At 41.4% G+C, this 23,463-nt stretch carries 27 protein-coding genes; 25 read left to right on the forward strand and 2 right to left on the reverse strand.

Translation table 11 applies throughout. From position 1 onward, the window contains the following. The first annotated feature begins 88 nt into the window (after positions 1–88). From ABUA31_RS08210 to ABUA31_RS08265, 12 genes are all read left to right on the forward strand, one after another. Positions 89–1,732, forward strand: coding sequence for an InlB B-repeat-containing protein (locus ABUA31_RS08210; RefSeq protein WP_259805364.1), 1,644 nt, complete (start codon positions 89–91; stop codon positions 1,730–1,732). Between the two features lie 94 nt (positions 1,733–1,826). Further along, positions 1,827–2,561 (forward strand): LytR/AlgR family response regulator transcription factor, encoded by a 735-nt coding sequence (locus tag ABUA31_RS08215; protein ID WP_349819001.1) that lies wholly within the window; start codon positions 1,827–1,829, stop codon positions 2,559–2,561. Positions 2,562–2,677: 116 nt separating this feature from the next. Next, a complete protein-coding gene (locus ABUA31_RS08220) occupies positions 2,678–3,829 on the forward strand; it encodes a sensor histidine kinase (protein WP_349819002.1) in 1,152 nt (383 codons plus the stop codon). Positions 3,830–3,946: 117 nt separating this feature from the next. Beyond that, positions 3,947–4,288 carry a PI-PLC domain-containing protein gene (locus tag ABUA31_RS08225; RefSeq protein WP_015533631.1) on the forward strand — a complete coding sequence of 114 codons (342 nt, stop codon included), beginning with the start codon at positions 3,947–3,949 and terminating at the stop codon, positions 4,286–4,288. Between the two features lie 320 nt (positions 4,289–4,608). Continuing rightward, positions 4,609–5,946 carry an aspartate kinase gene (locus ABUA31_RS08230; protein WP_055147523.1) on the forward strand — a complete coding sequence of 446 codons (1,338 nt, stop codon included), beginning with the start codon at positions 4,609–4,611 and terminating at the stop codon, positions 5,944–5,946. Positions 5,947–6,261: 315 nt separating this feature from the next. Continuing rightward, a complete protein-coding gene (locus tag ABUA31_RS08235; protein ID WP_349819978.1) occupies positions 6,262–7,116 on the forward strand; it encodes an endo alpha-1,4 polygalactosaminidase in 855 nt (284 codons plus the stop codon). A 227-nt stretch (positions 7,117–7,343) separates the two neighbouring features. Further along, positions 7,344–7,556: a tyrosine-type recombinase/integrase gene (locus ABUA31_RS08240; protein ID WP_022216294.1), complete on the forward strand. Its 213-nt coding sequence runs from the start codon at positions 7,344–7,346 to the stop codon at positions 7,554–7,556. Between the two features lie 130 nt (positions 7,557–7,686). Then, entirely contained in the window at positions 7,687–8,508 is an 822-nt protein-coding gene (locus ABUA31_RS08245; protein ID WP_349819078.1) for a hypothetical protein, read from the forward strand. 437 nt (positions 8,509–8,945) lie between these two features. Next, a complete protein-coding gene (locus ABUA31_RS08250; protein ID WP_340391481.1) occupies positions 8,946–9,167 on the forward strand; it encodes a hypothetical protein in 222 nt (73 codons plus the stop codon). A 32-nt stretch (positions 9,168–9,199) separates the two neighbouring features. Next, positions 9,200–9,664 carry a hypothetical protein gene (locus tag ABUA31_RS08255; protein WP_349819079.1) on the forward strand — a complete coding sequence of 155 codons (465 nt, stop codon included), beginning with the start codon at positions 9,200–9,202 and terminating at the stop codon, positions 9,662–9,664. A gap of 4 nt (positions 9,665–9,668) precedes the next feature. Beyond that, positions 9,669–10,034, forward strand: coding sequence for a hypothetical protein (locus tag ABUA31_RS08260; RefSeq protein WP_349819080.1), 366 nt, complete (start codon positions 9,669–9,671; stop codon positions 10,032–10,034). Continuing rightward, the gene (locus ABUA31_RS08265) at positions 10,024–10,467 is read left to right on the forward strand and encodes a hypothetical protein (RefSeq protein WP_349819081.1); all 444 of its coding nucleotides are present in this window, start codon (positions 10,024–10,026) and stop codon (positions 10,465–10,467) included. Before ABUA31_RS08260 ends, ABUA31_RS08265 begins: the two co-directional genes overlap by 11 nt. A 100-nt stretch (positions 10,468–10,567) precedes the next feature. Here the strand turns inward: ABUA31_RS08265 and ABUA31_RS08270 are convergent, their stop codons facing one another. Continuing rightward, positions 10,568–10,963, reverse strand: coding sequence for a hypothetical protein (locus tag ABUA31_RS08270; protein ID WP_349819082.1), 396 nt, complete (start codon positions 10,961–10,963; stop codon positions 10,568–10,570). A 158-nt stretch (positions 10,964–11,121) separates the two neighbouring features. On the opposite strand from ABUA31_RS08270, the gene ABUA31_RS08275 reads away from it, so the two are divergent. The 10 genes from ABUA31_RS08275 to ABUA31_RS08320 all read left to right on the forward strand — a co-directional run bounded on the left by ABUA31_RS08275 (position 11,122) and on the right by ABUA31_RS08320 (position 18,388). Continuing rightward, positions 11,122–11,961, forward strand: a complete 840-nt coding sequence (locus ABUA31_RS08275; RefSeq protein WP_349819083.1) for a hypothetical protein — start codon at positions 11,122–11,124, stop codon at positions 11,959–11,961. Positions 11,962–12,108: 147 nt separating this feature from the next. Further along, a complete protein-coding gene (locus tag ABUA31_RS08280) occupies positions 12,109–12,489 on the forward strand; it encodes a DUF7768 domain-containing protein (protein WP_349819084.1) in 381 nt (126 codons plus the stop codon). After that, complete coding sequence (locus ABUA31_RS08285) at positions 12,490–12,714, forward strand: hypothetical protein (protein WP_349819085.1); 225 nt, start codon at positions 12,490–12,492, stop codon at positions 12,712–12,714. A 15-nt stretch (positions 12,715–12,729) separates the two neighbouring features. Beyond that, a complete protein-coding gene (locus ABUA31_RS08290; RefSeq protein WP_349819086.1) occupies positions 12,730–12,882 on the forward strand; it encodes a hypothetical protein in 153 nt (50 codons plus the stop codon). Between the two features lie 35 nt (positions 12,883–12,917). Further along, complete coding sequence (locus ABUA31_RS08295) at positions 12,918–13,376, forward strand: tyrosine-type recombinase/integrase (RefSeq protein ID WP_349819089.1); 459 nt, start codon at positions 12,918–12,920, stop codon at positions 13,374–13,376. 165 nt (positions 13,377–13,541) lie between these two features. Further along, a complete protein-coding gene (locus ABUA31_RS08300; RefSeq protein WP_349819087.1) occupies positions 13,542–15,023 on the forward strand; it encodes a hypothetical protein in 1,482 nt (493 codons plus the stop codon). Positions 15,024–15,295: 272 nt separating this feature from the next. After that, positions 15,296–15,793, forward strand: coding sequence for a low molecular weight protein-tyrosine-phosphatase (locus ABUA31_RS08305; RefSeq protein ID WP_349819088.1), 498 nt, complete (start codon positions 15,296–15,298; stop codon positions 15,791–15,793). Positions 15,794–16,045: 252 nt separating this feature from the next. Then, positions 16,046–16,588 (forward strand): prolyl-tRNA synthetase associated domain-containing protein, encoded by a 543-nt coding sequence (locus ABUA31_RS08310; RefSeq protein ID WP_055147481.1) that lies wholly within the window; start codon positions 16,046–16,048, stop codon positions 16,586–16,588. An 11-nt stretch (positions 16,589–16,599) separates the two neighbouring features. After that, positions 16,600–18,018 carry a 23S rRNA (uracil(1939)-C(5))-methyltransferase RlmD gene (rlmD, locus tag ABUA31_RS08315; RefSeq protein WP_349818800.1) on the forward strand — a complete coding sequence of 473 codons (1,419 nt, stop codon included), beginning with the start codon at positions 16,600–16,602 and terminating at the stop codon, positions 18,016–18,018. Between the two features lie 133 nt (positions 18,019–18,151). After that, positions 18,152–18,388, forward strand: coding sequence for a hypothetical protein (locus ABUA31_RS08320; RefSeq protein WP_349818799.1), 237 nt, complete (start codon positions 18,152–18,154; stop codon positions 18,386–18,388). 287 nt (positions 18,389–18,675) lie between these two features. Here the strand turns inward: ABUA31_RS08320 and ABUA31_RS08325 are convergent, their stop codons facing one another. Further along, positions 18,676–19,707, reverse strand: coding sequence for a glycoside hydrolase family 5 protein (locus ABUA31_RS08325; protein WP_349818798.1), 1,032 nt, complete (start codon positions 19,705–19,707; stop codon positions 18,676–18,678). 173 nt (positions 19,708–19,880) lie between these two features. Here ABUA31_RS08325 and ABUA31_RS08330 point away from each other — a divergent pair, with 173 nt between their 5' ends. From ABUA31_RS08330 to ABUA31_RS08340, 3 genes are all read left to right on the forward strand, one after another. Then, entirely contained in the window at positions 19,881–20,642 is a 762-nt protein-coding gene (locus ABUA31_RS08330; protein ID WP_015533664.1) for a helix-turn-helix transcriptional regulator, read from the forward strand. A 91-nt stretch (positions 20,643–20,733) separates the two neighbouring features. Then, a complete protein-coding gene (locus tag ABUA31_RS08335) occupies positions 20,734–22,104 on the forward strand; it encodes a Mur ligase family protein (protein ID WP_015533665.1) in 1,371 nt (456 codons plus the stop codon). Beyond that, a complete protein-coding gene (locus tag ABUA31_RS08340; RefSeq protein WP_015533666.1) occupies positions 22,104–22,820 on the forward strand; it encodes a Predicted glutamine amidotransferase in 717 nt (238 codons plus the stop codon). Before ABUA31_RS08335 ends, ABUA31_RS08340 begins: the two co-directional genes overlap by 1 nt. Positions 22,821–23,463 lie beyond the last annotated feature (643 nt).

Below are 23,463 nucleotides of genomic sequence, written 5' to 3' on the forward strand. Positions count from 1 at the left end.
ATTAAGAGATTGATATGCAGCGATGTTATTTTGACATTAAGAAAGGTTCAAGGTATTGCTTATGATAAAACGAAAATTAGCAACATTTATGTTGACATTAATGCTGGTGATGACAGGCGTATCGATGATCAAGGTGATAAGTTATGCGCAGGAAGAATCTGCTGGTTCATCAACAAATCCTCAAGAGAGAGTTACAGAATATAAGTACAGTGCAGAAAGTGACCCTCAAAATGGTGTAGTATTGAAGGTTGAATGGAACGAACCCAAATTAGGGGAGAATACAACATTCCACGTTTCGGCGGATGGTGGCAGTGGCCGGTATTTGTTTAGAATGGATGCACCGAGTTATTCCAATCCGGATGAGTATAGCTTTGAATCCGTGGCGGATCCAAGCCGCGGAGCGTGGATTCAATATACAGATGAGTGTGAATCTCACGACTTTGAATTCACAATGACTGCTTCGGGAGTCTATAACTTCAGGTTTTATGTAATGGACAAGACGTCAGGTGTCTATTATATGCGTGTGAGCACAAATATACAGGTATCGGACAGGGCTTATCCGAGCGTGGGTGACATTGTGAATGCTGCGGTAAAAAAGTGCAGCAAGGATACGGATGGTTCGGACTATGAAAAGGCATTGTGGCTGCATGACTGGCTGTTGAAGCAGCTTGATTACGATCATTCCCTGAAATGGTCTTCGGCAGAGAGCGCACTGACACGAAAGCTGGGCACATGTCAAGCCTATGAGAGTGCCTATTCAAAACTGCTTACTGCAGCCGGCATAACAAATGCTGAGACAAGGGATACCTATGATGGACATACCTGGAATGCCATGAAGCTGGATGGCAAATGGTATCAGGTGGACTGTACATGGGATGATACAAAAGACAATTATTATAACTTTGATCAAACGCATTTGTATTTTGGACTGACGGATGAACTCATGGCGTTGGCACACAACGGTCATGATCAGATTTATACGGCAAGCGGTTATGGCACACGTTCTACAAGCCTGGCAGACAACTACTTTGTCAGAAACGGAGATGCCGCAAAGTGGGCGCGAGCCTACGCTGAGAGGATTCAGAAAAATCTCAATGCAGGTAAAACCAAATTCGAAGTCAGCACTGACAATGCGTCATATCCGCCGAGCATTTCGGGTATTCAAAATGGGATTATCGCATATGCCTTAAATCAGATGACGTGGAAGGCGGGAAGTAAAAAGGTTGCATTGCGAGTGGCAGGAACATCCACCAAGCTTTCTTTTACTGCAAAATATACGGACACAGTAAAGCGCGTGAGAATAGTATTTGCTCCAAATGGAGGTCGTGTGAGCTCCGGAAGTAAGATAGTCATTTGTGGAAAAACTTACGGAACACTGCCGACACCGGCCAAAAGGGGATATACATTTGCAGGCTGGTACACAGCAAAGAGTGGCGGCAGCAGGATCGGCAGCAGTTCGGTTGTAAGGACTACCAAAAATCAGACATTATACGCAAGGTGGAAGCTGGTAAAGTATAAGATCCAGTACAGTCTTGGCAAGGGGACAAACAACCGGTCCAATCCAGTCGGTTATACCGTCGCGTCTAGGACTATCGTCTTGAAGAATCCGGTCAGAAAAGGCTACACATTTAAGGGGTGGTACAGCGATCCCAAGTACAAGAAAAAGGTTACGAAGATTGCAGCCGGCAGCACCGGCAGCAGGAAACTCTATGCCAGGTGGGTGAGAAAATAAATTCGTATAAATCAATGCAATATCCCCTTTGTTGTCGAATTGTGGATAATAAGTGCTGGAAAATATTTGGCGCCAAGGAGGCATAAAGGGGATTATGGCAAAGATTGCGTTTTGTGATGATGATGTTTCTGTGCTTGCTGAGATGCAAAGGCTTATGGAACAGTATTGTGCGGAGAGAGACTGCAAAATAGAATACAATATTTTTAATCATCCTTTTGACCTGGTGGCGGAAATAGAGAAGGGAAACAGATATGATATCCTGTTTATGGATGTCTTGATGCTGGGAGAGAATGGAATTGAAGCGGCAACGGAGATACGAAAATACGATAAAAACGTCAAGATCATATTTGTCACTTCGTCCTCTGAGTTTGCGGTGCAGTCTTACGTTATAGGCGCATACTATTATCAATTAAAGCCCATCTGGGCAGAGAGCTTTTTCCGTTTGCTTGATTCTGTGCTTGCAGCCTGTAAAAAGGAGGCGGAGACCAGCCTCATTCTGCGATGTAAGAGTGGAATCACCCGTATAGATATAAAAGCCTTGGAATATTGCGAAGTCATTCACCGCACCCTTATATTTCACCTGAATACAGGAAAAGTACTGGAAAGCGCCGGCAGCATGGATGAGCTTGTAAAGCAGCTTTCCACGTATCCTTTTTTTCACAGACCTCACCGTTCTTATCTGGTAAATCTGGAATATGTGCAAAACATAACATTTAGGGGGATTACCATGTCTAGTCTTGCGGAAATACCGGTTCCACGGGGAAAATACAATGAAGTAAAGGATGCATTCCTTGAATATGCGTTCCAGAACAGGCAGGTAATGATATGAGCCTATATATTTCGCTCCTTAACAATATGGCTGTGAGCTTTTTTGGGGGAATATTATCAGCGTCTTTTTGTAATGCGCTGTCCACTAGGAAAAGAAAACTCATTTTCATAGGATGCATGGTTTTACTCCCGCTGATACAGAGCATATTATATTTCAGCAAGGGCGCTGATTTTGTAAGACATATTTATCCGTTGGCGGTGCATCTTCCATTGGTCATTGTTCTCTGGATGTTGACAGGAAAATTGCTGTGGTCTGTTTTTTCTGTACAGGCGGCATACTTGTGCTGCGAACTTAGAAGATGGGTTGCACTTGCCACAGTTGCTGCATTTTCGGGAAGGCAGATGATGCAGGATATTACAGAACTTGTGGTTACAATCCCTGCATTGCTGCTTCTGCTTCATTTTGTGTCACCTGCAGTCAGAGGATTGTCAGATAAAAGTCTCAGGGAGCAATGGCAGTTTGGAATCATACCGGCGCTATATTATGTATTTGACTATTTTACAATAGTGTATACGAACCTTCTTTTGAGTGGCAGTTACGTTGTAGCGGAATTTATGCCTTTTGTATGCTGTGTTGCATATCTGGCCTTTCTCTTATATAACTCCAAAAAGGAACAGATGCAGAATGAGATGAAGCTGATCCGGAATAATCTGGATCTGCAGTTAAGTCAGGCGGTGAGGGAAATCAGCAGTCTGCGTGAGTCGCAGACATTGACCAGACAGTATCGCCATGATATGCGTCATCACCTGCAGTATGTGTCTACATGTATAGAAAATGGTGAAGTTGAACAGGCGCAGGCTTATATATCGGGAATATGTAAGGAGATTGAGGCGCAGAAGGTCCAAATATACTGTGAAAATGAGGCAGTGAATCTGATCCTATCTTCATTTGCGGGTAGAGCCAGGAAGAAAGAAATTAAAATAAAGATACAATGTGCAATTCCCGCAGATCTTACTGTGTCGGAAAGTGATCTGTGTGTGCTCTTGTCTAATGCCTTGGAAAATGCCTTGCATGCATGTGTGCCTTTGGCTGCAGAGGGAAGATCATGCGAGATTGATGTGAATTTTTATGAAAGAAATAAACACCTTTTTTTACAGGTGGTAAATGACTGTAAAGCTCCCATAAAGTTTCAAAATGGAATACCTGTGTCTGATATGGAAGGACATGGTATAGGCGTTCAGAGCATATGTGCGATCGTGCAGCGTTACGGCGGGGTTTTCAGCTTTGCGGAAAAGGATGGCAAGTTTACGCTCAGACTGTCATTGTAAAAGAGTGTCGATTCGATACATTTTTGGTACGATTCGTGCATTTAGACCTCACTGATTGCAAATACATAATAAAATATACTCAGATTATGTGATTGCAATAAAGAGGAGGAAATTATTATGAAAAAGGCAATGAAAAAACTGATGGTTCTCATAATGACCATGATGATGGGAATGTCTCTGGTGGCATGCGGCGGTGCAGATAAGCAGCCTGCGATTGATGCGTTCAATAAGACAAGTACATCTTTTAATGAGGTTGCAAACATTATCAACGAAAATCCACAGGCTTATGATCAGGATTTGGTTGATACAATGGTCGACATGGCCGGTGTGCTCAATGAGCATAAACAGATCTTAGAGAGCGATGATGATGTTGAGGAAGAAAAGCTTCAGGAAATGATCGACTGGTATGGTACGGTTGATGAGTGGGTTGCTCAGGTTAAGGAAGAAATTTCAAAATAGTTTATTATTAGATCATGTGGTGAAGACTTCATACCAGAGGGGCGGGCGCATTGGAGTGCCTGCCCTTTTTTAATAGCAAAAATTAAAATTCTCTTGCTATATTGCAAAAAGACGTTTAAAATGCATGTGTATTTTTATGTTTTATATCTCAGTCTGGACTCTATCTCTGACGGAGATATACACTCCGTGAGGATTGCTGAGCCGCTGATATGATATATGTCAGCAGAGCTGACTGGCAGCTTGCGGCAAGATTCGCCAGCGAATCTTAAAAGGAAGAAAGACATTCAAATAAGAATATGGCAAAGGAAAATAGTGGAATTATGAAAAAGGTAGTAAAATTTGGCGGAAGTTCATTGGCAAGTGCAGAGCAGTTTAAAAAGGTTGGAGCAATCATCACATCAGATGAGAGCCGTGTATACGTTGTTCCTTCTGCACCTGGAAAGAGATTTTCAGATGATACAAAGGTAACAGATATGCTCCTTCATGTGTATGAAACTGCGAAGGCAGGGAATGATTTCACCGAGGAAGTGAAGGCGATCAAGGCCAGATATGATGAGATCATCACAGGCCTTGAGATTAAGGATTTTTCCCTTGATAAGGATTTTGAGGAGATTACAAAGCAGCTGGAGGATCTTGCAAATCCAGCTCCGATGTGCACATTGGACTATGTGGCATCAAGAGGAGAGTTCCTCAATGGTAAGATTATGGCTGCATATCTTGGCTTTGAGTTTATAGATGCTGCAGAGGTTATCTTTTTCAATGCAGAGGGCAATCTCAATAGCTATAAGACGGAGAAGGTACTTGGTGAGAGACTTGCCAAGGCACAGCATGCGGTTGTCCCAGGATTCTATGGACTTGGCAAGGATGGCAAGGTAAAGACATTTTCCAGAGGCGGTTCAGATGTAACGGGCTCGATCGTCGCACAGGCAAGCAGAGCCGATGTATATGAGAACTGGACAGATGTCTCAGGCTTCCTTGTAGCTGACCCACGTATTGTCCCAGATCCAAAGCCAATCAAATATATTACTTACAGAGAGCTTCGTGAGCTTTCATACATGGGTGCATCAGTTCTCCATGAGGATGCGATATTCCCTGTACGCCACTGCGGTATCCCGATCAATATCCGCAACACAAATGCGCCTGAGGACGCAGGAACCTGGATAGTTGAGAGTACCTGCCAGAAGCAGGATTATGTTGTAACAGGTATTGCAGGTAAGAAGGATTTCTGTACAATCTTTATTACAAAGGCTATGATGAATTCAGAGATAGGATTTGGAAGGAAGGTGCTTCAGGCATTTGAGGAGAATGATATCTCATTTGAGCATATGCCATCAGGTATTGACACGATGACTATCGTAGTTCATGCTGATGAATTCGTACACAAGGAGCAGAGAGTTATATCTGCCATCCATAGACTTGCAGAGCCGGATTCAGTTGAGATTGAGTCGGGACTTGCGCTTATAGCTGTTGTAGGCCGTGGAATGAAGTCAGCAAGTGGTACAGCAGGCAAGTTGTTCAGCGCACTTGCAAAGGAAGGCATCAACATAAAGATGATAGACCAGGGTTCATCAGAGCTGAATATCATAATCGGAGTAAAGAACAGTGATTTTGAGACAGCCATAAAGGCAATATATAACACATTTATAACAGACAAGTAATAACAGATTGCTAAGCATCGTAGGGGTGGGCACGTATTGATAATGCATACCTTTGCAGAATGGGGCAACACAGGGCAGAATATGGCGGAAAACCTCCAAACTGATGTAAGATAAAATTACTCAGTTTGGAGGTTATTTTTATGGCAATAAGAAAAGACAGTCCACAAAAAGCAGCAATGAGAGAAATGACGGTAGAACTGTTCACAAGTGTTATGGTATAATTTGAATGCAAATTGAGCAACAAATCTGGGAAAATATAATCATCAATGTGTAAAATGTGATGGTCATGAGGAAAAAACGAGAATTACCGAAAGGGTGAGGGAGGCATTGTGCGGGAAGAGGACCAAACAACCAGTAGCCTTGGCTGTATTATTTGTTCTAATGTTTATTGGCGTATGTTTTTTTGTGAAAGCCAATCAAGCAAAGGAATTTGAGAAAAACGATTATGGGGTGTTTTTAAATGCGGATGCCTCATCTTTGGAACGATTTAAAATGTATGAAACGATTGTAATTGATGCACAGTATTTTACGAAAAGGGATATTGAATTGCTCCATCAAAATGGAACAGTCGTATATACATATCTAAATATTGGGTCGATTGAAAACTTCAGGGAGTACTATACAACCTATGCGGAACTGGCAATCGGTGAGTATGAGCACTGGGAGGAAGAAGAATGGGTAGATGTAGCAAACCCAGACTGGCAGAAGTTTATAGGACAGCTTTCTCAGGAATTATATGAAAAAGGTGTTGACGGATTCTTTATAGATAATTGTGATGTATATTATTATAATCCGCATGAGAGTATTTTTGAAGGCATTACAGCGATTCTACAAAACATAATGACGTTTGGAAAAGCGGTCATCATCAACGGTGGAGATACTTATGTGGCGGAATATAGGGAACGCTATGGGGCGATTGATCAGATTATGACAGGTGTAAATCAGGAATCAGTATGGAGCAGTATTGATTTTGATAGCGGAACTTTTGGTGAACAAACGAGCGAGACGAGAGAGTATTTCTGCAAATATTTGGAAACGTGCAAGGCGGATGGGGTGGAAGTGTATCTTTTGGAATATACAACTAATCAAAAACTGATTCAAAAAATAAAAGAATACTGCAAGGAGCAAGATTTCCATTTTTATATTTCCAGTTCCCTTGAACTTAGATAATGAGTGTTGAGAAATACGAAAAAGATGAGCAAATTAAGTTTCGTCACTTCGTTCTGTCAAGGTGGCTACACCCCCTTGCGCCGCTAAAGCGGCTATCCCCTGTGGACTTGCCGTCCGCAAACAGCATAAAATGCTGTTCGCCGCCAGCAAGTTTGAAAAAGAAACATAAAGCTTTGGAGGTGCTTATTTGAATTAAAAAGTTGATAGCATTGCGAGCCGTCCGTCACATGGCGAAATCTGGCATGAATCCTAAGACATTGCAGTACCTCATGGGGCATTCGGATATTGCCGTGACACTTAATGTTTACACCCATGTTGGACTTGAGGATGCGGAGAAAGAACTTCAGAAGATGCAGGGGTTGGAAAATGCAAGAAAAGAGATGGGGATTTCGGACAAGGATGATAAGCCTTTGAAACAGAATATGTTCAAGGTGATTTGATAATAGAATATTGGTGGAAACTGGTGGCACTCAGGCATATAGCTTGGGTGCCTTTTTGACTGGTAAAAATATGCCTTGGCCGATATAATGTAAATTGAAAACAAAAAATATTTTGTTAAGGAGAGATTTGATGGGAACATGGGGAGTAGGCATTTATCAAAATGACATAAGTGCAGATGTGAAAGAAGATTATATTGCAAAACTTAAGTCGGGGAAAAGTGATGAAGTTGCTCTGAAGGAAATATTATCAGAATATCAGGAGGACATGGAGGATATCGACTGCAAATATGATTTTTATTTTGGTCTGGCAGATACGTTGTGGAAAAAGGGAAGATTGACAGAGAAAATTAAAACAATAGCACTTCAGTTGATAGAAGAAGATAGAGTATCGCAACGTTGGCAAACAGAAAGAATTAGGTATGAGAGAAGTAAGGTATTGGACAAGTTGAAAGTGCAGTTAGAAGAGACGATGCCGGAATATAAAAAAATTCCTGTTCATAAACCATATGTCTTGGGATGGGAAGAGGGAGATGTATATTTTTTTCAAATTAAAGAGAAAATAGAGAGTTATGAAAAATATCTTGGTTGGTATGCTTTGTTTTATGTGAACAAAATATATTTGAGGGATTGGAATGTAAATGGAGTGGCTGATGAAGTAGCAGATGTATACTTTTTCTTAACTAAAGATAAACCCGAAAGTATAGATGCTCTTCGTACATCGAAAAGAGTATGCTTTCATATAGGAAAAACAGGTAATAGATACCAAATGCATATTTATGAGAGCTCGAGGAGAAATCGTCCAAAGGATTTAACTTTGCTTGGGAAGTGTGACGGAATTCATTATCCTTTAAATAATAGTAGTAAGGGAGGCCATTTTTGTTGGAGTAGAGTAGATATAAGGGAGATATTATATGGTTACGAAAATCAGTTGAAATTAGACAAGCCTTTTTGATATGACGCTTATTGCGATAAGCACTTCAGCCAGCTCTTCATCGAGTTCAGCATCACGCTCTTCGTAAGCGTCCATTGTCTTGTCTGCCATGATTCGCACCGCCTTCCTGAAAGGTTTGTTCTTATCCCTTCACTTTCCTATGGACATCCTTTCCGATTTTGGGCGGGATTTTTTTTGAAAAGTTGTAGTGGATTTTTCCTTTCACTTTCCTATGGACAGAGATGTGGGATTTGGGCGGGGAAAAAATTTTCAAAATCGTTCTAAAATAGGATTGACAGCCGCATAGAACGATGGTATATTCTTTATTGGATGTGCTGCACAGAACGAATGGGCTGAATAGCACAATACATGAATAATATTGTTTGCCGGAAAACAATCAGAACCACTAAAACTACACAGCGCGGGGTAAAGCGGATTTACCCAGAAAGGAATTGAATATGAAATTGAATCAGACAGAACACGATTATTATGAGAACACCTTAAAGAGGAAAGTGTTAAATGCACCTACTGGGATATCATTTACCCCAGCATGGCTTTTTGATAAAGATCCAGTTTCACCGAGGATGTGCAGAAAGTTCTTTGAAGAAGTATCAGCTGGGCTTATTCCTAACATTCGCAGAATTGGAACTAGATCGCAGGATGGATATACTGTCATATAGAAGATGAGTGCGAAGAGGTATCGAGAACGACTATGTCTTTTGGTGGATACCCCAACAGCCCATCCGAGAGAATTGAGGCTTGTATTTATTGGCATCTTACAGCCTTTGAAGGCAGAGTATATTATGCCGAGCCTGGTCCATCTGTTGTGGCAGATTCGAAATATCTTGCTGAAGCATATAAATTGATTAACTTCATTAACTCTCATGTGTGGCCTAAAAATCAAGATGGTGCGGATGGCCGTGTTTATGGTTCAAGTTATCTGATCCAGCCACGGTTTTATATAACAGATGAATACGACATCACAGCTACGATTGCTGCAGATTATTCTTTATCTATAGAAATTGCCCCGTTAGAACTTGCAGATTTTATTACGGCGGCGATCCCAGAATTATTAGAATCCTTGGCTCCATATATCTTTGGGGTGGTTGTTGGGAGTTTGCGACTTGAAGATGCTATACAAGGTATTAAACATAATGTATTATTTGAGGAGGCTTGATGATTTGAAAGTTATTCTTAATGAAACGAAACTGCCGCTTCCATTAAAAGATAATGATAAGGAATATTCTGATGTTAAATTGCATCATATTTGCGAAATTTGTGGATCTGAGGCTTGGCTAACCTCGGAAGAGGGATTCGCTGAAGGCTGGGACTACGCACCAAGAATGTATCCTTTTAAGGTCATCTCGCCACGGACTTGTGGGAATTGTGGGGGTATCGAGGGAACGGAATGGTACGAAATTTGTGTAAAACACAAGAGGTTTGATGAACTCACAGATAAACAAAAACAAACAGTAATGAGGATTTATAATGAGCTAGAAAGTATATTGGCTACAGATAATAAAGGAGGAGATGAAGATGCAGATTAATGTATTGGTTGATAAAAAAAGTGATGAACAGGCAAAGGTGTTAAGGGAGAGGTGGTACCCGACAACGAATTCTAAGCAGACCCGCGATGCCTTTATCTTCAATGATGCTATTGATCGGTTTAAAGGAAGCCCGGAAGATTTGCTCGATTATATTGAAAGCGGTGAGGAGAATGAAACCGTACAGAGAAAAGTTACTATAAAAAGCGAGTCTAATGATAGATTGAAAACCATTGCAGCAGCGATAAATAAGCCTGTTACGACAACTTACAGAGCCATAATAGCTTATACTATAGCTAATCTTCCAACTACTGAAGAAGAAACTGCTGAGCCGGTAGGTGTATCACAGTTATTAGTCGAGAAGATTTCGTTGCTGGAAAAACAGATGGAGGCTTGCAACCAGACATTGAAGGAAGTCAAAGAACTTATAAAATAATATGAAAGCCCCGGGGAGTGAACTCGGGGCTATTTTTATAAAAAAGTGCGAACCCTGTTACGGATTCGCCCCCTGAAAGGAGGTGTATATGGAATGGAGACTATTTTTCGGAAGGAGTGTTGTTATCGGTATCAGACTCTTCGGTCACATCATCGGAGGGAGTTTCTTCTACTATTACTGTGTTTTTGTTTGCGGACTTCTGAAGGGTGTTAAGGATAACCTTGCCCTCGGTTTCTAACTGCTTTTTCTGTGTTTCATGGTATATGAAAGCAATTCCTCCGGCTACGGCAGCGGTGCCGATTACACCGACAAGGCCACCCTGTATTCTTCCGAGCCTTAAGTTGGATGCTGACTCGGCTGCGAAGTAGCTAACGATTCTTCGGAGACCGTTCTGCATACTGCCGTTACCAAGTCCTGCCAGGGCGTGAGTTGTGATAGGTGCTGAAGGGTTAGGTGTAGAGATAATCTTTGCTATCTGGTTTGCTGTAGTGTTCATAATTGTTTCCTCCTTTGGAATGAAAATATTTGTTTTCTTGTTGTATAAATCATACATCCGTGCTATTCTAAAGTAAAGAATAACAGTTCGTAATACTAACCGTTATAAGACGATGAATATATTTATAACGAATAGTAATTCGTTTAAGGGGTGAGATAATGTCCAAGAAAGCCGAAAAGTATAATACATTTGGTAAAAGACTGCTGACCGTTGCTGACGCAAGGCAGATGGGAGATACAGGAACTCTTGCAAATGCCATCTACAGTAATAAAAGATGCCGTGAAATAGTAAAGATACGTGAACACAAAGAGTATACTAATCCTTTTGAAGAAGTTGAGGCAATAAGAAGGAACATTCAGAATCATTTAACGCAGGATAAATATGATGAGGCTTGGAAGGTGCCGAGTCAGTATATGTATGCATACAGCGTTATCTTGGTTTGTTCCCTCGATTATTTATATGGAAAGTCCGAGATAATGTCATCTGATCTTGAGGTTGCTGACATATGCCAGAAGACTGGTCTGTCCGAAGATGCCGTAAACTGCCTTGTTGAAAATATGCCGGAAGACGATGGCGATTCTGATGAGGAGAATGTCTTTTCTTATACATCGTGGTGGTCTGATTTATTATGTGGAGACAGTTATTATGTGATACCGATGTCCTGGTTCAGTTATGCCAGTCGAATTGTAGAAATGAATGATATTGATAAACAGATTCGTGGGTCGGAACGTGCAGAAAAAGAAGTAGAAATATCCGACATCTATACATCATTATTATTAAATGAGGATGGAAACCATAAGTCATTACAGATAAAGAAACGCAATATGGAAGATTCATTTCTTGGAGCCCATCATAGAATGCTATCATGTATAGAGCATTTCCTGTTGGACTATGCAGAGGAATGGGCAGAGAAACAACATACTGATTATGAAGAAAAGTATTATAAAGAGGCTTTGAAAATCAGAAAAGCCTTGAAAGCAAAAGAAGATAAAAAATAATATGAAACGATTCACACGGCCTTGAGGGTTCTCCTCAAGGTCATTTTTTTTATTTCTCGAAAAAATGCCCCGCTCAAAATGAAAAAAGCTGTCCGTGGGAAAGTGGAGGAATAGACATCCCTATCACACATGAAAGGAGCGGACAGAATGCTCGAATATAAGAACCCAGAATGCTATGCCGACCCGACACCATATCACGCTCTGGCTGATAAGGGTAAGTACAGACCAATGGTTTATATCTGTTCTGCTTACAGCGGAGATGTGGAAAACAACGTAAGACGTGCGAGAGGTTACTGCCGGATGGCAGTCGACCAGGGCGCTATTCCGATAGCACCACATCTGTTGTTTCCACAGTTCATGTCGGAAGAGACCGAGAGGGAACTGGCGATGTTTATGGATATTGCTGTTCTTTCCCATTGTAAGGAATTGTGGGTGTTCGGTGAGCCGACAGCCGGGATGCAGAAAGAGATAGTCTACGCAGAGCGTAAGCAGATGACAATTAAATACTTTAACAAGGAGGATACCTAAATGCAGATGACAATATTTACTGCCGACTGCGTTGGTAATGCAGCGAACTGCTCCTATCCCAATAAGGCAGAGGTTAAGTGTCCGAAGGACATGGAGACTGCCGTGGCAAGGGATCATGTATGCGCTACATACACCAACAACTACCGTAACGAACAGAACTTCCTTGAATCGGATGTTATCCCGATGGATATAGACAATGACCATAGCGAAGATCCCAAGGACTGAATAACGGAAGAGAAGATGAAGGAAATGTTCGGAAGTATCGACTTCATTCTTGTACCAAGCAGGCATCACATGGTTGCAAAAGACGGAAAGCCTGCAAGACCCAAGTACCATGTGTACTTCCCGGTATCTGCCATCAGCTACAAAGAACTTCCAAAAGAGAGTATGTAATTGAGCCAACAAAAACAAATGCCGGAACAAGGGTTATTCCAATGACAAATGAAGTGACAGAGATGTTTCGAGCAATTATTGAGGATAGACCAGATTATAAGGTTGAAAAAGTGGTAGACGGTTACACGGGATTCCTTTTTCTGGACAAGGATGGAATGCCGCTTGTAGCCATGCATTGGGAACACAGATTCAATCATATGGTCAGCAGGTATAATGAAATTAATAAGGTTCAGATGCCAAATATTACTCCTCATGTTTGCAGACATACATATTGTTCCAATATGGCAAAGTCCGGCATGAATCCTAAAACACTGCAGTATTTGATGGGACATTCGGATATAGCTGTGACGCTCAATGTTTATACCCATGTAGGACTTGAGGATGCAGAAAAGGAACTTCAGAAGATGCAAGGATTGGAAAATGCTAGAAAAGAGATGGGAATTTCGGATATGGATGATAAGCCTTTGAAACAGAATATGTTCAAGGTGGTATGATAATATAATAAGAAAGAAATTTTGAGGACACTCAGGCTATACGGCTTGAGTGTCTTTTTGGCTGGTGGAGATGTAGCAAGTATGGTAATATAAATTGGTGAATTTGAAGTTGTGTTATGAAAAAACGATGCCGATACACTATGTGTAATGATTTGAGGTGAAAAAATGGAAGAAGAAAAATACACACTAATAAATACTATTAACGGAATAGAAATAAATGAAGGATTTATGCGGAAACTCCAATCTGTTCCAAAAAGAAATGAGAATGCAGAGATTACAATCAACAATTACCTTATTAAGCAGTTGGGAATAGATGAGAATCAGATGTCAGATGATAAAAAACAATTGATACAAAAGAACTTTATACATCTTATGTGTCAAGTACTTAATGATTTAAAAATAATCGATGAGAGATTGAAAAAATATAAAGCCGAGAGAGTAAAGTTAGAAGGGATCAAATCAAATGAAGCAGAATATAGGCGTAGAAAATTAGAATATTTTGCAAAGTTAAATAAGAGGGCACAGAATGATGTTTTCATGTTTCTAAATAAGGATATTAAAGAATATTTGATAGAAATAGACTACGATACCTTGCAAAGAGAAATTAACAGTGATGATTGGGGAAATATGTTCAAAAACCGACGTTATTTATTCGCACAGGTATCAGAGTATTATGATGCTGATTTTGACTATTCTACAGTTGTAAAAATATCACAATTGCCAGGTGTAAATCTGTTAGAGGGTCCTGAACTAGAAAAGAAATTTCTTAAAATGCATAGAGATAGTCCGGAAAAATATTATTCTGAAATTAAGAAGCTAATTGAACAAAAAAAGGTGTTAGTAAACCTAAAAGAGTTTATTGATCAAAACTATCATTTACATAAACGCCGTGAAATATTTATGGATATTGCTCGTTTGTATGAAGAAAAGCATTACCAATCTTTTGTTGCGTTGGGATTACTTCAACTTGAAGGACTTTTCTTTGATATATGTTCAATAAGATATGATGATAAAGAGAATGCAGGCTCATTGGTAGAAAAGGCTGAAAAAGCACTTAGCAATAAAAATGAGATAAGCTATATGCGTTATTATCCATACTTTGCATTTGATGTTCCTGTTAAAAGAAATGAAATAGCACATACAGGATTCATAAAAGCCAGAAATCTTGAACAGATAGCAAATGAATTACTTCTTGATCTTAATGCTGTTGCTCGAATGGCTAAGATGGAAAGTGATGGTAAATTCAGAATTTTTATTATGATATATAATGCTCTCTTGGCTGTGGATTTTTCAGATGAGAAAGAAATAAACAGAAAACTTATTTTTGAATTGGTTGAAAATAGAAATATTTCACCGAATTCTTTTTGGGATGTATTGAAAAATCCTAAACAATTTAAGGAGGAAATAGAGTTTTATAAGCAAGATGATATCCAAGAAGGATATGTTGATTTACCGACGGTTGTGAAGACGATATCTGATATGGTTTATCAACTACCTTTTTGGCGTGAAATGGTTAATACTTTAAATACATATGATAAAAATGACGAAATGAATCAATTTCTGCTTAATATGGCCAAAAATTATGTTAAAGTATTAGATAAGGATTGTAAAAACAAGTGCATTGAGATATTGACTGCATTAAAATAAATGTTGAAACATTTTTTTATAGATGTTGGTCATTAATTTATAGAACAGACAAACATTCAACACCCTCCTTCGTTAAATAATGCACACCTCCATCCGTAGTCTGCCCCCCTTAACTGACTACGATTTGACTACTACACAAGGCATCCGTTTGCTCCGTTTTGCATTATTTTGCAAAAAGTGTAGTTTTAGAAAATAAAAATACTATGCCCGGAAAAGTCGATAAATCAACGCAAAACACGGCAATACAGGGCATTTCAGAACAGGAGAATTTTATGATAAAAGTACTTTTCATCTGCCACGGCAACATCTGCCGTTCCCCCATCTCTGAGTTCGTCCTCAAGGACATGGTAGAAAAACTCAGCATAGCAGATAAATTTGATATAGCTTCTGCGGCCACCAGCACTGAGGAGATCTGGGGCGGAAAAGGCAATCCGATATACCCACCGGCGCAGGAAGTGCTGAGGGCGCATGGCATAGGTAAGACGGCTTATACAGATTTTAGTGGCAAGAGGGCCAGGCAGGTTACAAGGCGGGATTATGAATATTATGATTACCTGCTCTGCGCAGATACAGCAAATGTGAGGAACACAATGCGCATAACCGGTCCGGACTACCAGGACAAGATACATTTGCTGCTCGATTATGCGGGAAGATATGGACAATCTATAGCTGATCCGTGGTATACGGGACGATTTGATGAGACATACAGGGATGTGTGTCAGGGATGTGAGGGCTTTCTTGATTATCTCAGGCAAGGCAATAGGTTGTAGATAATATTATCAAAATGGGAACAATGGGATATTATTGAGTGCACCAGCTGAACGCAGGTGCATTTGATATTGTCAGATTGTTCCTTTTTATTCTGACAAGGTATTGCCGGTATGTGTTTACACTCTCGAAGGCATGGTTTTATATTGATTTTATATTGCTTGTTTTATATAGCAACACCACAAGAAACGTGATATGATTTACGCGTAAATGCATGAGAGAAAATATATAAACCACCAACGGAGGGCACACAAATGGAATTATATAAAGGCAGACCGGATACAAATGAAGGACGACTTGAGAGGGAGATCAGAGTTTATGATTTCCTTGATGATCACGGCATAGAGTATTGGCGCACAGATCATGCTCCAGCAGACACAATGGAAGTTTGCAGCGAGATAGATGCGGTGCTTGGGGCAACCATTTGTAAGAATCTGTTTCTGTGCAACAGGCAGAAGACACAGTTCTATCTGCTCATGATGCCGGGCGACAAGCCGTTCAAGACAAAGGAGATCACATCGCAGATAGGCAGTGCGAGACTTTCATTTGCATCGCCGGAGGATATGGAGAAGTATCTGGATATCAGGCCGGGGGCGGTCAGCGTCATGGGTCTCATGAATGACCATGAGAATCATGTGCAGCTGCTTGTTGACGAGGATGTTATGAAGGGCGAGTATCTTGGATGCCATCCGTGTGTGAATACATCAAGTATGAAGGTCAGGACGGAGGATATATTTGGAAAGTTTCTTGAGGCGGTTCACCACGATATGATCAAGGTGACGCTCACTGGAGAATAGGAGCGATAAAAATGATGGCAGAGCGAAGAAACGGGGGCAAGCCTCGCAGAGAAAAAAACAATAAAACGAGTGGCAGCGTAAACGAAAGAAAAAGACAGACACATAGCAGAAAGTACGATGTAACAGGTGGAGAGAAACAAATAAAAACAGGAAGCAAAGGTAAAAATGTACAGGGAAAACCGCGGCAGGCACACTCATCACAATATAAGCCCAACCCAAACAGCAAATGTCCTATATCCCATCTGTGCGGTGGCTGTCAGTATGTGGACATTCCATACGAGCAGCAGCTCGCCGAGAAACAGAAGTATATAGATGGCCTGCTCGGAGCATTTGGCCCGGTGGACAAGATAATAGGCATGGAGAATCCGTATCACTACAGGAATAAGGTCACTGCGGCATTCAGGAGAATGAAGAGCGGAGAAATAATTTCCGGGGTGTACGAGGAGGGGACACACAATATACTTCCAGTCGAGAACTGTTATGTGGAGGATGAGAAGGCTGCGGCCATCATTAGAACATTTGCCGGACTGATAAAGTCGTTCAAGCTCCAGATATACAACGAGGATACAGGAACCGGACTTATCAGGCATTTGCAGATAAGAGTCGGAAGAAAGACCGGACAGATCATGGTGATCATAGTCACCGCATCGCCGGTATTTCCGTCTAAGAAGAACCTTGCAAATGCACTTGTGACAGCTCATCCGGAGATCACAACGGTTGTCCAGAATATCAACATGAAGGACACGAGCATGGTCATTGGAGACAGGAACCAGGTCATTTATGGCAAGGGGCATATAGAGGATATCCTATGCGGAAAGCGTTTCCGCATATCGCCGGGCAGCTTCTATCAGGTCAATCCGGAGCAGACTGAGGTTCTATATGGAAAAGCCATCAAGTACGCGGATCTCAAGAAGAAGGAGACTGTGATAGATGCCTACTGCGGTATAGGAACCATAGGCATAGCTGCAAGCGACCGGGCAAAGAAGGTCATCGGCGTGGAGCTGAATGAGGCAGCAGTGCATGATGCCCGGGTGAATGTGAAGATGAACAAGATACAGAATGTTGACATTTACAGTAACGATGCAGGTAGATTTATGGTGGATGTCGCTGAGGAAGGGGACAGCATAGACGTGGTATTCATGGATCCTCCGAGATCTGGAAGCACGGAGGAGTTCATGTCATCGGTCATCACCCTTGGACCTAAGAGAGTAGTGTATATATCCTGCGGCCCGGAGAGCCTTGCCCGCGACTTGAAATATATGATAAAGAACGGCTACCAGGTCATCAAGATGACCCCTGTGGACATGTTCCCGCTCACCCGCGGGGTAGAGACAGTCTGTCTGTTAATTAACAAGAATGTGAATACAAAGCAACATGTGAATGTAAGCAACTACGCTGAAGAGTACCATAAGATTAAAGATGGTAAGTAGATTTGACGGAACAATAAAAGTATTTAATTTAAAGTATGAACAAGACAGAGAGAATGAAGTGTAAACTATCCTGAAGATATGTTTATAAAGGTTCTGCTATAAGAGAATAGAGAGTTAAAAAAGGGGGCGCTTTATGACGCAGTTAGAGTTTATCATACAGTCAATGAAAAATTTAGGAGGTAAGGCTTCGTACTCACAACTATATGAGGAGTATGAAAAGATTAGTGGTATAAATCTTACTCCAGGTAGAAAGGCTGGAATTAGAAAGAATATAGAAGATCATTCTTCAGACTCTATGAACTATAAAGGAAAAGGAGACTTGTTTTATTCAGTTCATGGTGTTGGAAATGGAACATGGGGATTAAGATAATGAAAAGATTCACAAAAATTACTCTTTGATGAGAGGGGGATTTGTATTTGAATCCTAAAATTAGTCCCATTACTTGCAAAATGTCTTGATCATCACAGTGTACTACACACAATCGGTAGCGAAATCGACTGAGTTTCAACGTTTCTTTGCCGCGTCGGAGATCCTCAACGTCCTTATCGAGGTCGGAGACGCGTGCATATAGAAACAAGTTGAAACAAAGGTAGATGAGCGTGATTGGAGTAGTACACTGTGATAACAGACATTGCAAGTAATGGGACTATTTCATTTTACATATACTTCACAAGCTCATCGATGATAGGAGCGTAGTGTTCGCCTTCAAGACCATAGTCTTTTTCTTTGTAGTTCCATGCGGCGCGGCCTATTCCGTACTTTTCAAATACAGAATGGATATCTTTGTACCAGTTCAGAGTTCCGTCAAGTGGTGCCTGATCTATAACACCATATTCGCCGCAGTACATAAATCCGTCTCTTTCTTCAACAGCCTTGATGCCGTCGAGAAACATTTTTTCGAACAAATCAGGTCCGATGGAATTAAGTCCAAGGCTACTCTCGGTGATGGCCCCATGCATACACCCTTCGATCTGGCGGGATTTCTCCATGTAGTCATTGAAATCCCCCGGATATTCGATATGGAAATCTGAAGGCATACCTGTTACCCAGTAAGCAGACTGGTGGGTAAATACCATTGGCTCGTAACAGTGGAAATTGTAAACTATGTTCTCATCGTTGTGATGAGGGAGAAGCTTTATAGATGTAACAGCATTGTAGCCAACCCCACCGAGCAGGATCTTGGCAGTAGGTGCTTTCGCACGGATGATCTCGATGCATTTGCTTGATATTTCGTTCCACTCGTTTACAACGGTCGGACTTACGACCTCGTTCAACGGCTCGAACATCATTATGTCTGCATCCTTAGCATATCTGTCTATAAGCTTTCTCCATATTCCATAGAATCTTTCCTGAAGAGGTTTCTCATGGAAGAATTCAAGAAGATGAGCCTCGTCGTCAAATATATATCCATATGTCTTGTGCAGATCAAGAACCATATTGAGGTTGTATTTTCTGCACCACTCTATACAAGAGTCGATGTAAGCATAGCCGCCTTCCTTGTCAGTTCCATCCTCGTTTTCAAAATTGTCGTAATCAATAGGAAGACGAACGTGGTCAAGTCCCCATGATGCTATTCTTGCAATATCTTTTTCTGTGATAAATGTGTCGAGATGCTCCTTGTCAAGTGGTCCCTGTGAAAGCCATCCACCTAAATTTACGCCTTTTTTGAATCCGTCTAAAGTTCTCATAATCTTTAACCTCCTGTGAAATAGTAAAATATATATTGCACTCATTGCCTGTTTCGTTTTCTGTGACTTTATAGTAGCATTTGCGTTGATAAGAGAATATAATAAATGTGTCAATTATATAACAAATGTGTGATAGAGATATATGAATATCACAGAGGAAAGGCAGAAAGACAATGAAGATATCGAATGAGATAGTAAAACAGCAGTTTGTCCAGAGGGAATATGGACTGGCACATTCCACATACGACAATGAGCTCGATTTTTATCAGCTTGTGAGCAGCGGTGATGTGAAAGCTTTGTCTGGAATGTTGCTGACAGGCGATGAGGATGAGGCTGTTCTTGCTGCAAGAGGAATATTGTCAGATGACAAGGTTCGCAATAGGAGATATCACGAGATAGTGCTAGTGGCAATGATTTCCAGATTTTGCATAGAAGAGGGGATGGAGGAGATGGAGAGTTACAATCTCAGTGACTTCTATATTAATAAGCTGGACAAGGCGCAGACAGAACGGCAGATCATAGATGTACATAACCAACTGATTATGGACTATGCCAGGCGGATGAAAAAGGTGAAAAAGAAAGCTGCTATATCACCTCATTGTGTAAGGGCGATGGACTATGTGTATGATCATCTGCATGAAAGAATAGAAATTACAGAGATCTCAGAATTTGTGGGAGTGGAACGCTCTTATCTGAGCAAACTATTTCATAAGGAGGTCGGTCAGACAATCTCAGATTACATCATGGAGAAGAAGCTTCAGACTGCCAGAAATATGCTTCTGTATTCAGATTTTTCCTGTACGGAGATATCGCAATATCTGGCATTTGCCAGCGGAAGCTATTTTGCAAAATGCTTCAAGACAAAATATGGATCGACTCCGAATTCATATCGCAGGATAAATTACAGGAAACACTGGAAAGAGGCGAAATCATAGTCTTGTTATGTGCTGGTATAATTGACAACATCTGTCAAAGGTTGTAGAATTACATGAGTTTTATTTGTATATATAAGGAGAATGAATAGCTATGTCATCTTTTAGATTTCATGTGGCTCTCGCAGCCGCAAAACTGAGCAAGGGACTCATCCAGCTCCTGGGTAGGAACGGTACGCATACACCTGGAGTTATCGCCCTGAAGATATGTCCGGATTTCCTGGTACAGGCGCCCAAAGCACCGCTTACGATATGTGTCACAGGAACAAATGGTAAGACCACCTGTAGTAACCTGATAACTGATGTTTTGGAGAAGGATGGAAGAAGAGTTGTCAGCAACAGAACAGGTTCCAATATCGTCCCTGGCTGTACGACAAATGTCATCAACAGCCTTACATTTACGGGAAAGGTCAGAGTGGATGCCGCTGTATTTGAGGTGGACGAGCGTGCTTCAAGGCTGATACTTCCATATGTGAAGCCGGATTATCTTGTTGTAACAGGACTTTTCAGAGATTCACTCAAGAGAAATGCTCACCCTGACTATATTTTCAGTGTCATAGATACCTACTGCCCTGATTCTGCAAAGGTTATCCTGAATGCGGACGAGCTTTGCTCAAGCATGTTGAAGAAAGACAGCTACAGAGTGTTCTATGGAATCGGCAAGCAGCCTGATGACAAGACCGAGCCATACAACCTTATCGCGGATTACCAGATCTGCCCTAACTGCGGCGAGAAGCTGAAGTACAATTACCTCAGATATCATCACATCGGCGATGTGGTATGCCCGAAGTGTGGACTTCACTCACCAGACAAGAAGTATCTGGCAACCGACATAGACAGAGAGAAGATGACAATTACTATACAGGAGGGAGACAAGAAGACAGTTTATCCGCTGATCCATACAGCTCTCTTCAATATATATAATGAAGTTACAGTTATCTCGGCACTGCGCGAGATCGGTCTCTCGGCTGAGAGAATCAAGGAACTCATGGGTCAGATCCATATACCGGATTCCCGCCACAACGAGACCACAGTGAATGGTGTTACAGTAATCCAGGCGCTCTCAAAGGGACAGAGTGCGGTTTCTTCATCCAGAACATTTGAGTATGTGGCAAATGAGGAGGGCAAGAAGGCTATCCTCCTTGCGATGGACGATCTTGAGGACAGACAGAAGAGTATAGAGTTCTCAGGCTGGATATACGATCTGGAGTATGAGCAGTTCAACAGGGATGATGTTGTACAGGTCATCTGCACAGGACCTAGATGCTACGACCACAAGGTGAGATGCTTACTGGCTGGTATCCCTGAGGAGAAGATACTCACAAATCTCAGCGAGGTCGCTGCGGCAGACGATGTGACTATAGATGGTGTTGACAGAATATATATCCTGTACGACTGTGAGAATTACGGAATGTCATGTGAGATGAAGAAGAAGATAATCAAGAGACTGGAGGGTGACAAATAATGAAGATTGAGATTTTATATCCGGAAATATGTACACTCTACGGTGACAAAGGAAATACAATGTACCTGCAGAAATGTCTGCCGGATGCGGAATTTGTGACAACAGGACTTAATGAGAAGCCACTCTTCCTCAAAGAGAATATAGACATGGTGTATATGTGTTCCATGAGCGAGAAGAGCCAGGAGCTCGTGCTTGACAGACTGATGCAGTACAAGGACGAGATCGCAGCATGCATGAAGGATGGAAAGGCGCTTTTCCTTCTGGTTGGCAATTCCATGGAACTCCTTGGTGATTATATCAAGAGAGAGGATGGAACCAGAGTTACAGGACTTGGCGTTGTTCCGGGCATGTACTCAGTCCGCCAGGCTCCGAATCGTTTCAACACGCTCATCAAGGCGAAGTTCAACGATATGACACTCATCGGATACACAAGCCGATTTGCCCACACTTACGGAATACCTGATGATATGACATTCTGCAAGGTGGAGATCGGACAGGGCAGCAATCCTGATACCATGAATGAGGGAATCTGCAAGAACAGAGTAATTGCGACATACATTCATGGACCACTGCTCATTCAGAATCCTGATTTTGTACATTATCTGTTGGAAAAACTGGATGCTCCTATGAAGGAGATACCATTCGAGGCAGCTATGCGTAAGGCATATGATGTGAAACTTGCTGAGTATGGCAAGCCGGATCTGGAGCTGTCATAATATAGAGAATTATAGTGATAATTAAGCCCCGGTGGCCTTTGATATGTACCTGAAATTCATGACACATGTCAGTATGCTGCCGGGGATTTTATATGTAGTAATGTATAAAACTATACATTTTGTATAGTTATGTAAACCTATTAAAAAGAAAAAGATAATATGTCACAATACAGATGTTGCCACCCCTAGACAGGCTAGGAAAGGGGGAGCGCAGTGGCTGGACGGAGATAAGTAAGTGGTAATCAGCCCAAGGAGTACGTCGCCTTTAAAAGACGGAGAAAACCCCAGTAGCGCCAACTACTGGGGTTTTCGTTATGCTTTTGGGAAAGCATATGTCAGAATTTCTTGTTTCATTGTTGCTGACATTATATCATATGAATTTTACCTTCGCAACATTCATTTTCCTCACATATCTTAATGTTTTTTCAGATGTATCAACTCAAAAGAAAGTAGTATAATGATATCGCAAGAAGAAAAAACAAGCGACGCGAAGCGGCATTTGTTTTTTTCTTGCGATATCAACGAGAACCCGTTCGGCGGAGCCGAACATGGAGCGCGGCAGCGCGAGGGTTCGAGTCTGCCAAAAGCAAGAAGGAAAAAGCATGACGCGAAGCGGCATTTGTATTAGTAAATGCGAAGCGGC

The sequence above is a fragment of the Coprococcus sp. RTP31081st1_H1_RTP31081_211007 genome, from assembly GCF_040227275.1.
Classification (GTDB): domain Bacteria; phylum Bacillota; class Clostridia; order Lachnospirales; family Lachnospiraceae; genus Coprococcus; species Coprococcus aceti.

Excerpts from the sequence above, each read along its gene's own strand:
- ABUA31_RS08210 (WP_259805364.1), top strand. The coding sequence starts at position 89 with ATGTTGACATTAATGCTGGTGATGACAGGCGTATCGATGATCAAGGTG.
- ABUA31_RS08215 (WP_349819001.1), top strand. The coding sequence starts at position 1,827 with ATGGCAAAGATTGCGTTTTGTGATGATGATGTTTCTGTGCTTGCTGAG.
- ABUA31_RS08220 (WP_349819002.1), top strand. The coding sequence starts at position 2,678 with ATGGTTTTACTCCCGCTGATACAGAGCATATTATATTTCAGCAAGGGC.
- ABUA31_RS08225 (WP_015533631.1), top strand. The coding sequence starts at position 3,947 with ATGAAAAAGGCAATGAAAAAACTGATGGTTCTCATAATGACCATGATG.
- ABUA31_RS08230 (WP_055147523.1), top strand. The coding sequence starts at position 4,609 with ATGAAAAAGGTAGTAAAATTTGGCGGAAGTTCATTGGCAAGTGCAGAG.
- ABUA31_RS08240 (WP_022216294.1), top strand. The coding sequence starts at position 7,344 with ATGGCGAAATCTGGCATGAATCCTAAGACATTGCAGTACCTCATGGGG.
- ABUA31_RS08245 (WP_349819078.1), top strand. The coding sequence starts at position 7,687 with ATGGGAACATGGGGAGTAGGCATTTATCAAAATGACATAAGTGCAGAT.
- ABUA31_RS08250 (WP_340391481.1), top strand. The coding sequence starts at position 8,946 with ATGAAATTGAATCAGACAGAACACGATTATTATGAGAACACCTTAAAG.
- ABUA31_RS08255 (WP_349819079.1), top strand. The coding sequence starts at position 9,200 with ATGTCTTTTGGTGGATACCCCAACAGCCCATCCGAGAGAATTGAGGCT.
- ABUA31_RS08265 (WP_349819081.1), top strand. The coding sequence starts at position 10,024 with ATGCAGATTAATGTATTGGTTGATAAAAAAAGTGATGAACAGGCAAAG.
- ABUA31_RS08270 (WP_349819082.1), bottom strand. The coding sequence starts at position 10,963 with ATGAACACTACAGCAAACCAGATAGCAAAGATTATCTCTACACCTAAC.
- ABUA31_RS08275 (WP_349819083.1), top strand. The coding sequence starts at position 11,122 with ATGTCCAAGAAAGCCGAAAAGTATAATACATTTGGTAAAAGACTGCTG.
- ABUA31_RS08280 (WP_349819084.1), top strand. The coding sequence starts at position 12,109 with ATGCTCGAATATAAGAACCCAGAATGCTATGCCGACCCGACACCATAT.
- ABUA31_RS08285 (WP_349819085.1), top strand. The coding sequence starts at position 12,490 with ATGCAGATGACAATATTTACTGCCGACTGCGTTGGTAATGCAGCGAAC.
- ABUA31_RS08290 (WP_349819086.1), top strand. The coding sequence starts at position 12,730 with ATGAAGGAAATGTTCGGAAGTATCGACTTCATTCTTGTACCAAGCAGG.
- ABUA31_RS08300 (WP_349819087.1), top strand. The coding sequence starts at position 13,542 with ATGGAAGAAGAAAAATACACACTAATAAATACTATTAACGGAATAGAA.
- ABUA31_RS08305 (WP_349819088.1), top strand. The coding sequence starts at position 15,296 with ATGATAAAAGTACTTTTCATCTGCCACGGCAACATCTGCCGTTCCCCC.
- ABUA31_RS08310 (WP_055147481.1), top strand. The coding sequence starts at position 16,046 with ATGGAATTATATAAAGGCAGACCGGATACAAATGAAGGACGACTTGAG.
- rlmD (WP_349818800.1), top strand. The coding sequence starts at position 16,600 with ATGATGGCAGAGCGAAGAAACGGGGGCAAGCCTCGCAGAGAAAAAAAC.
- ABUA31_RS08320 (WP_349818799.1), top strand. The coding sequence starts at position 18,152 with ATGACGCAGTTAGAGTTTATCATACAGTCAATGAAAAATTTAGGAGGT.
- ABUA31_RS08325 (WP_349818798.1), bottom strand. The coding sequence starts at position 19,707 with ATGAGAACTTTAGACGGATTCAAAAAAGGCGTAAATTTAGGTGGATGG.
- ABUA31_RS08330 (WP_015533664.1), top strand. The coding sequence starts at position 19,881 with ATGAAGATATCGAATGAGATAGTAAAACAGCAGTTTGTCCAGAGGGAA.
- ABUA31_RS08335 (WP_015533665.1), top strand. The coding sequence starts at position 20,734 with ATGTCATCTTTTAGATTTCATGTGGCTCTCGCAGCCGCAAAACTGAGC.
- ABUA31_RS08340 (WP_015533666.1), top strand. The coding sequence starts at position 22,104 with ATGAAGATTGAGATTTTATATCCGGAAATATGTACACTCTACGGTGAC.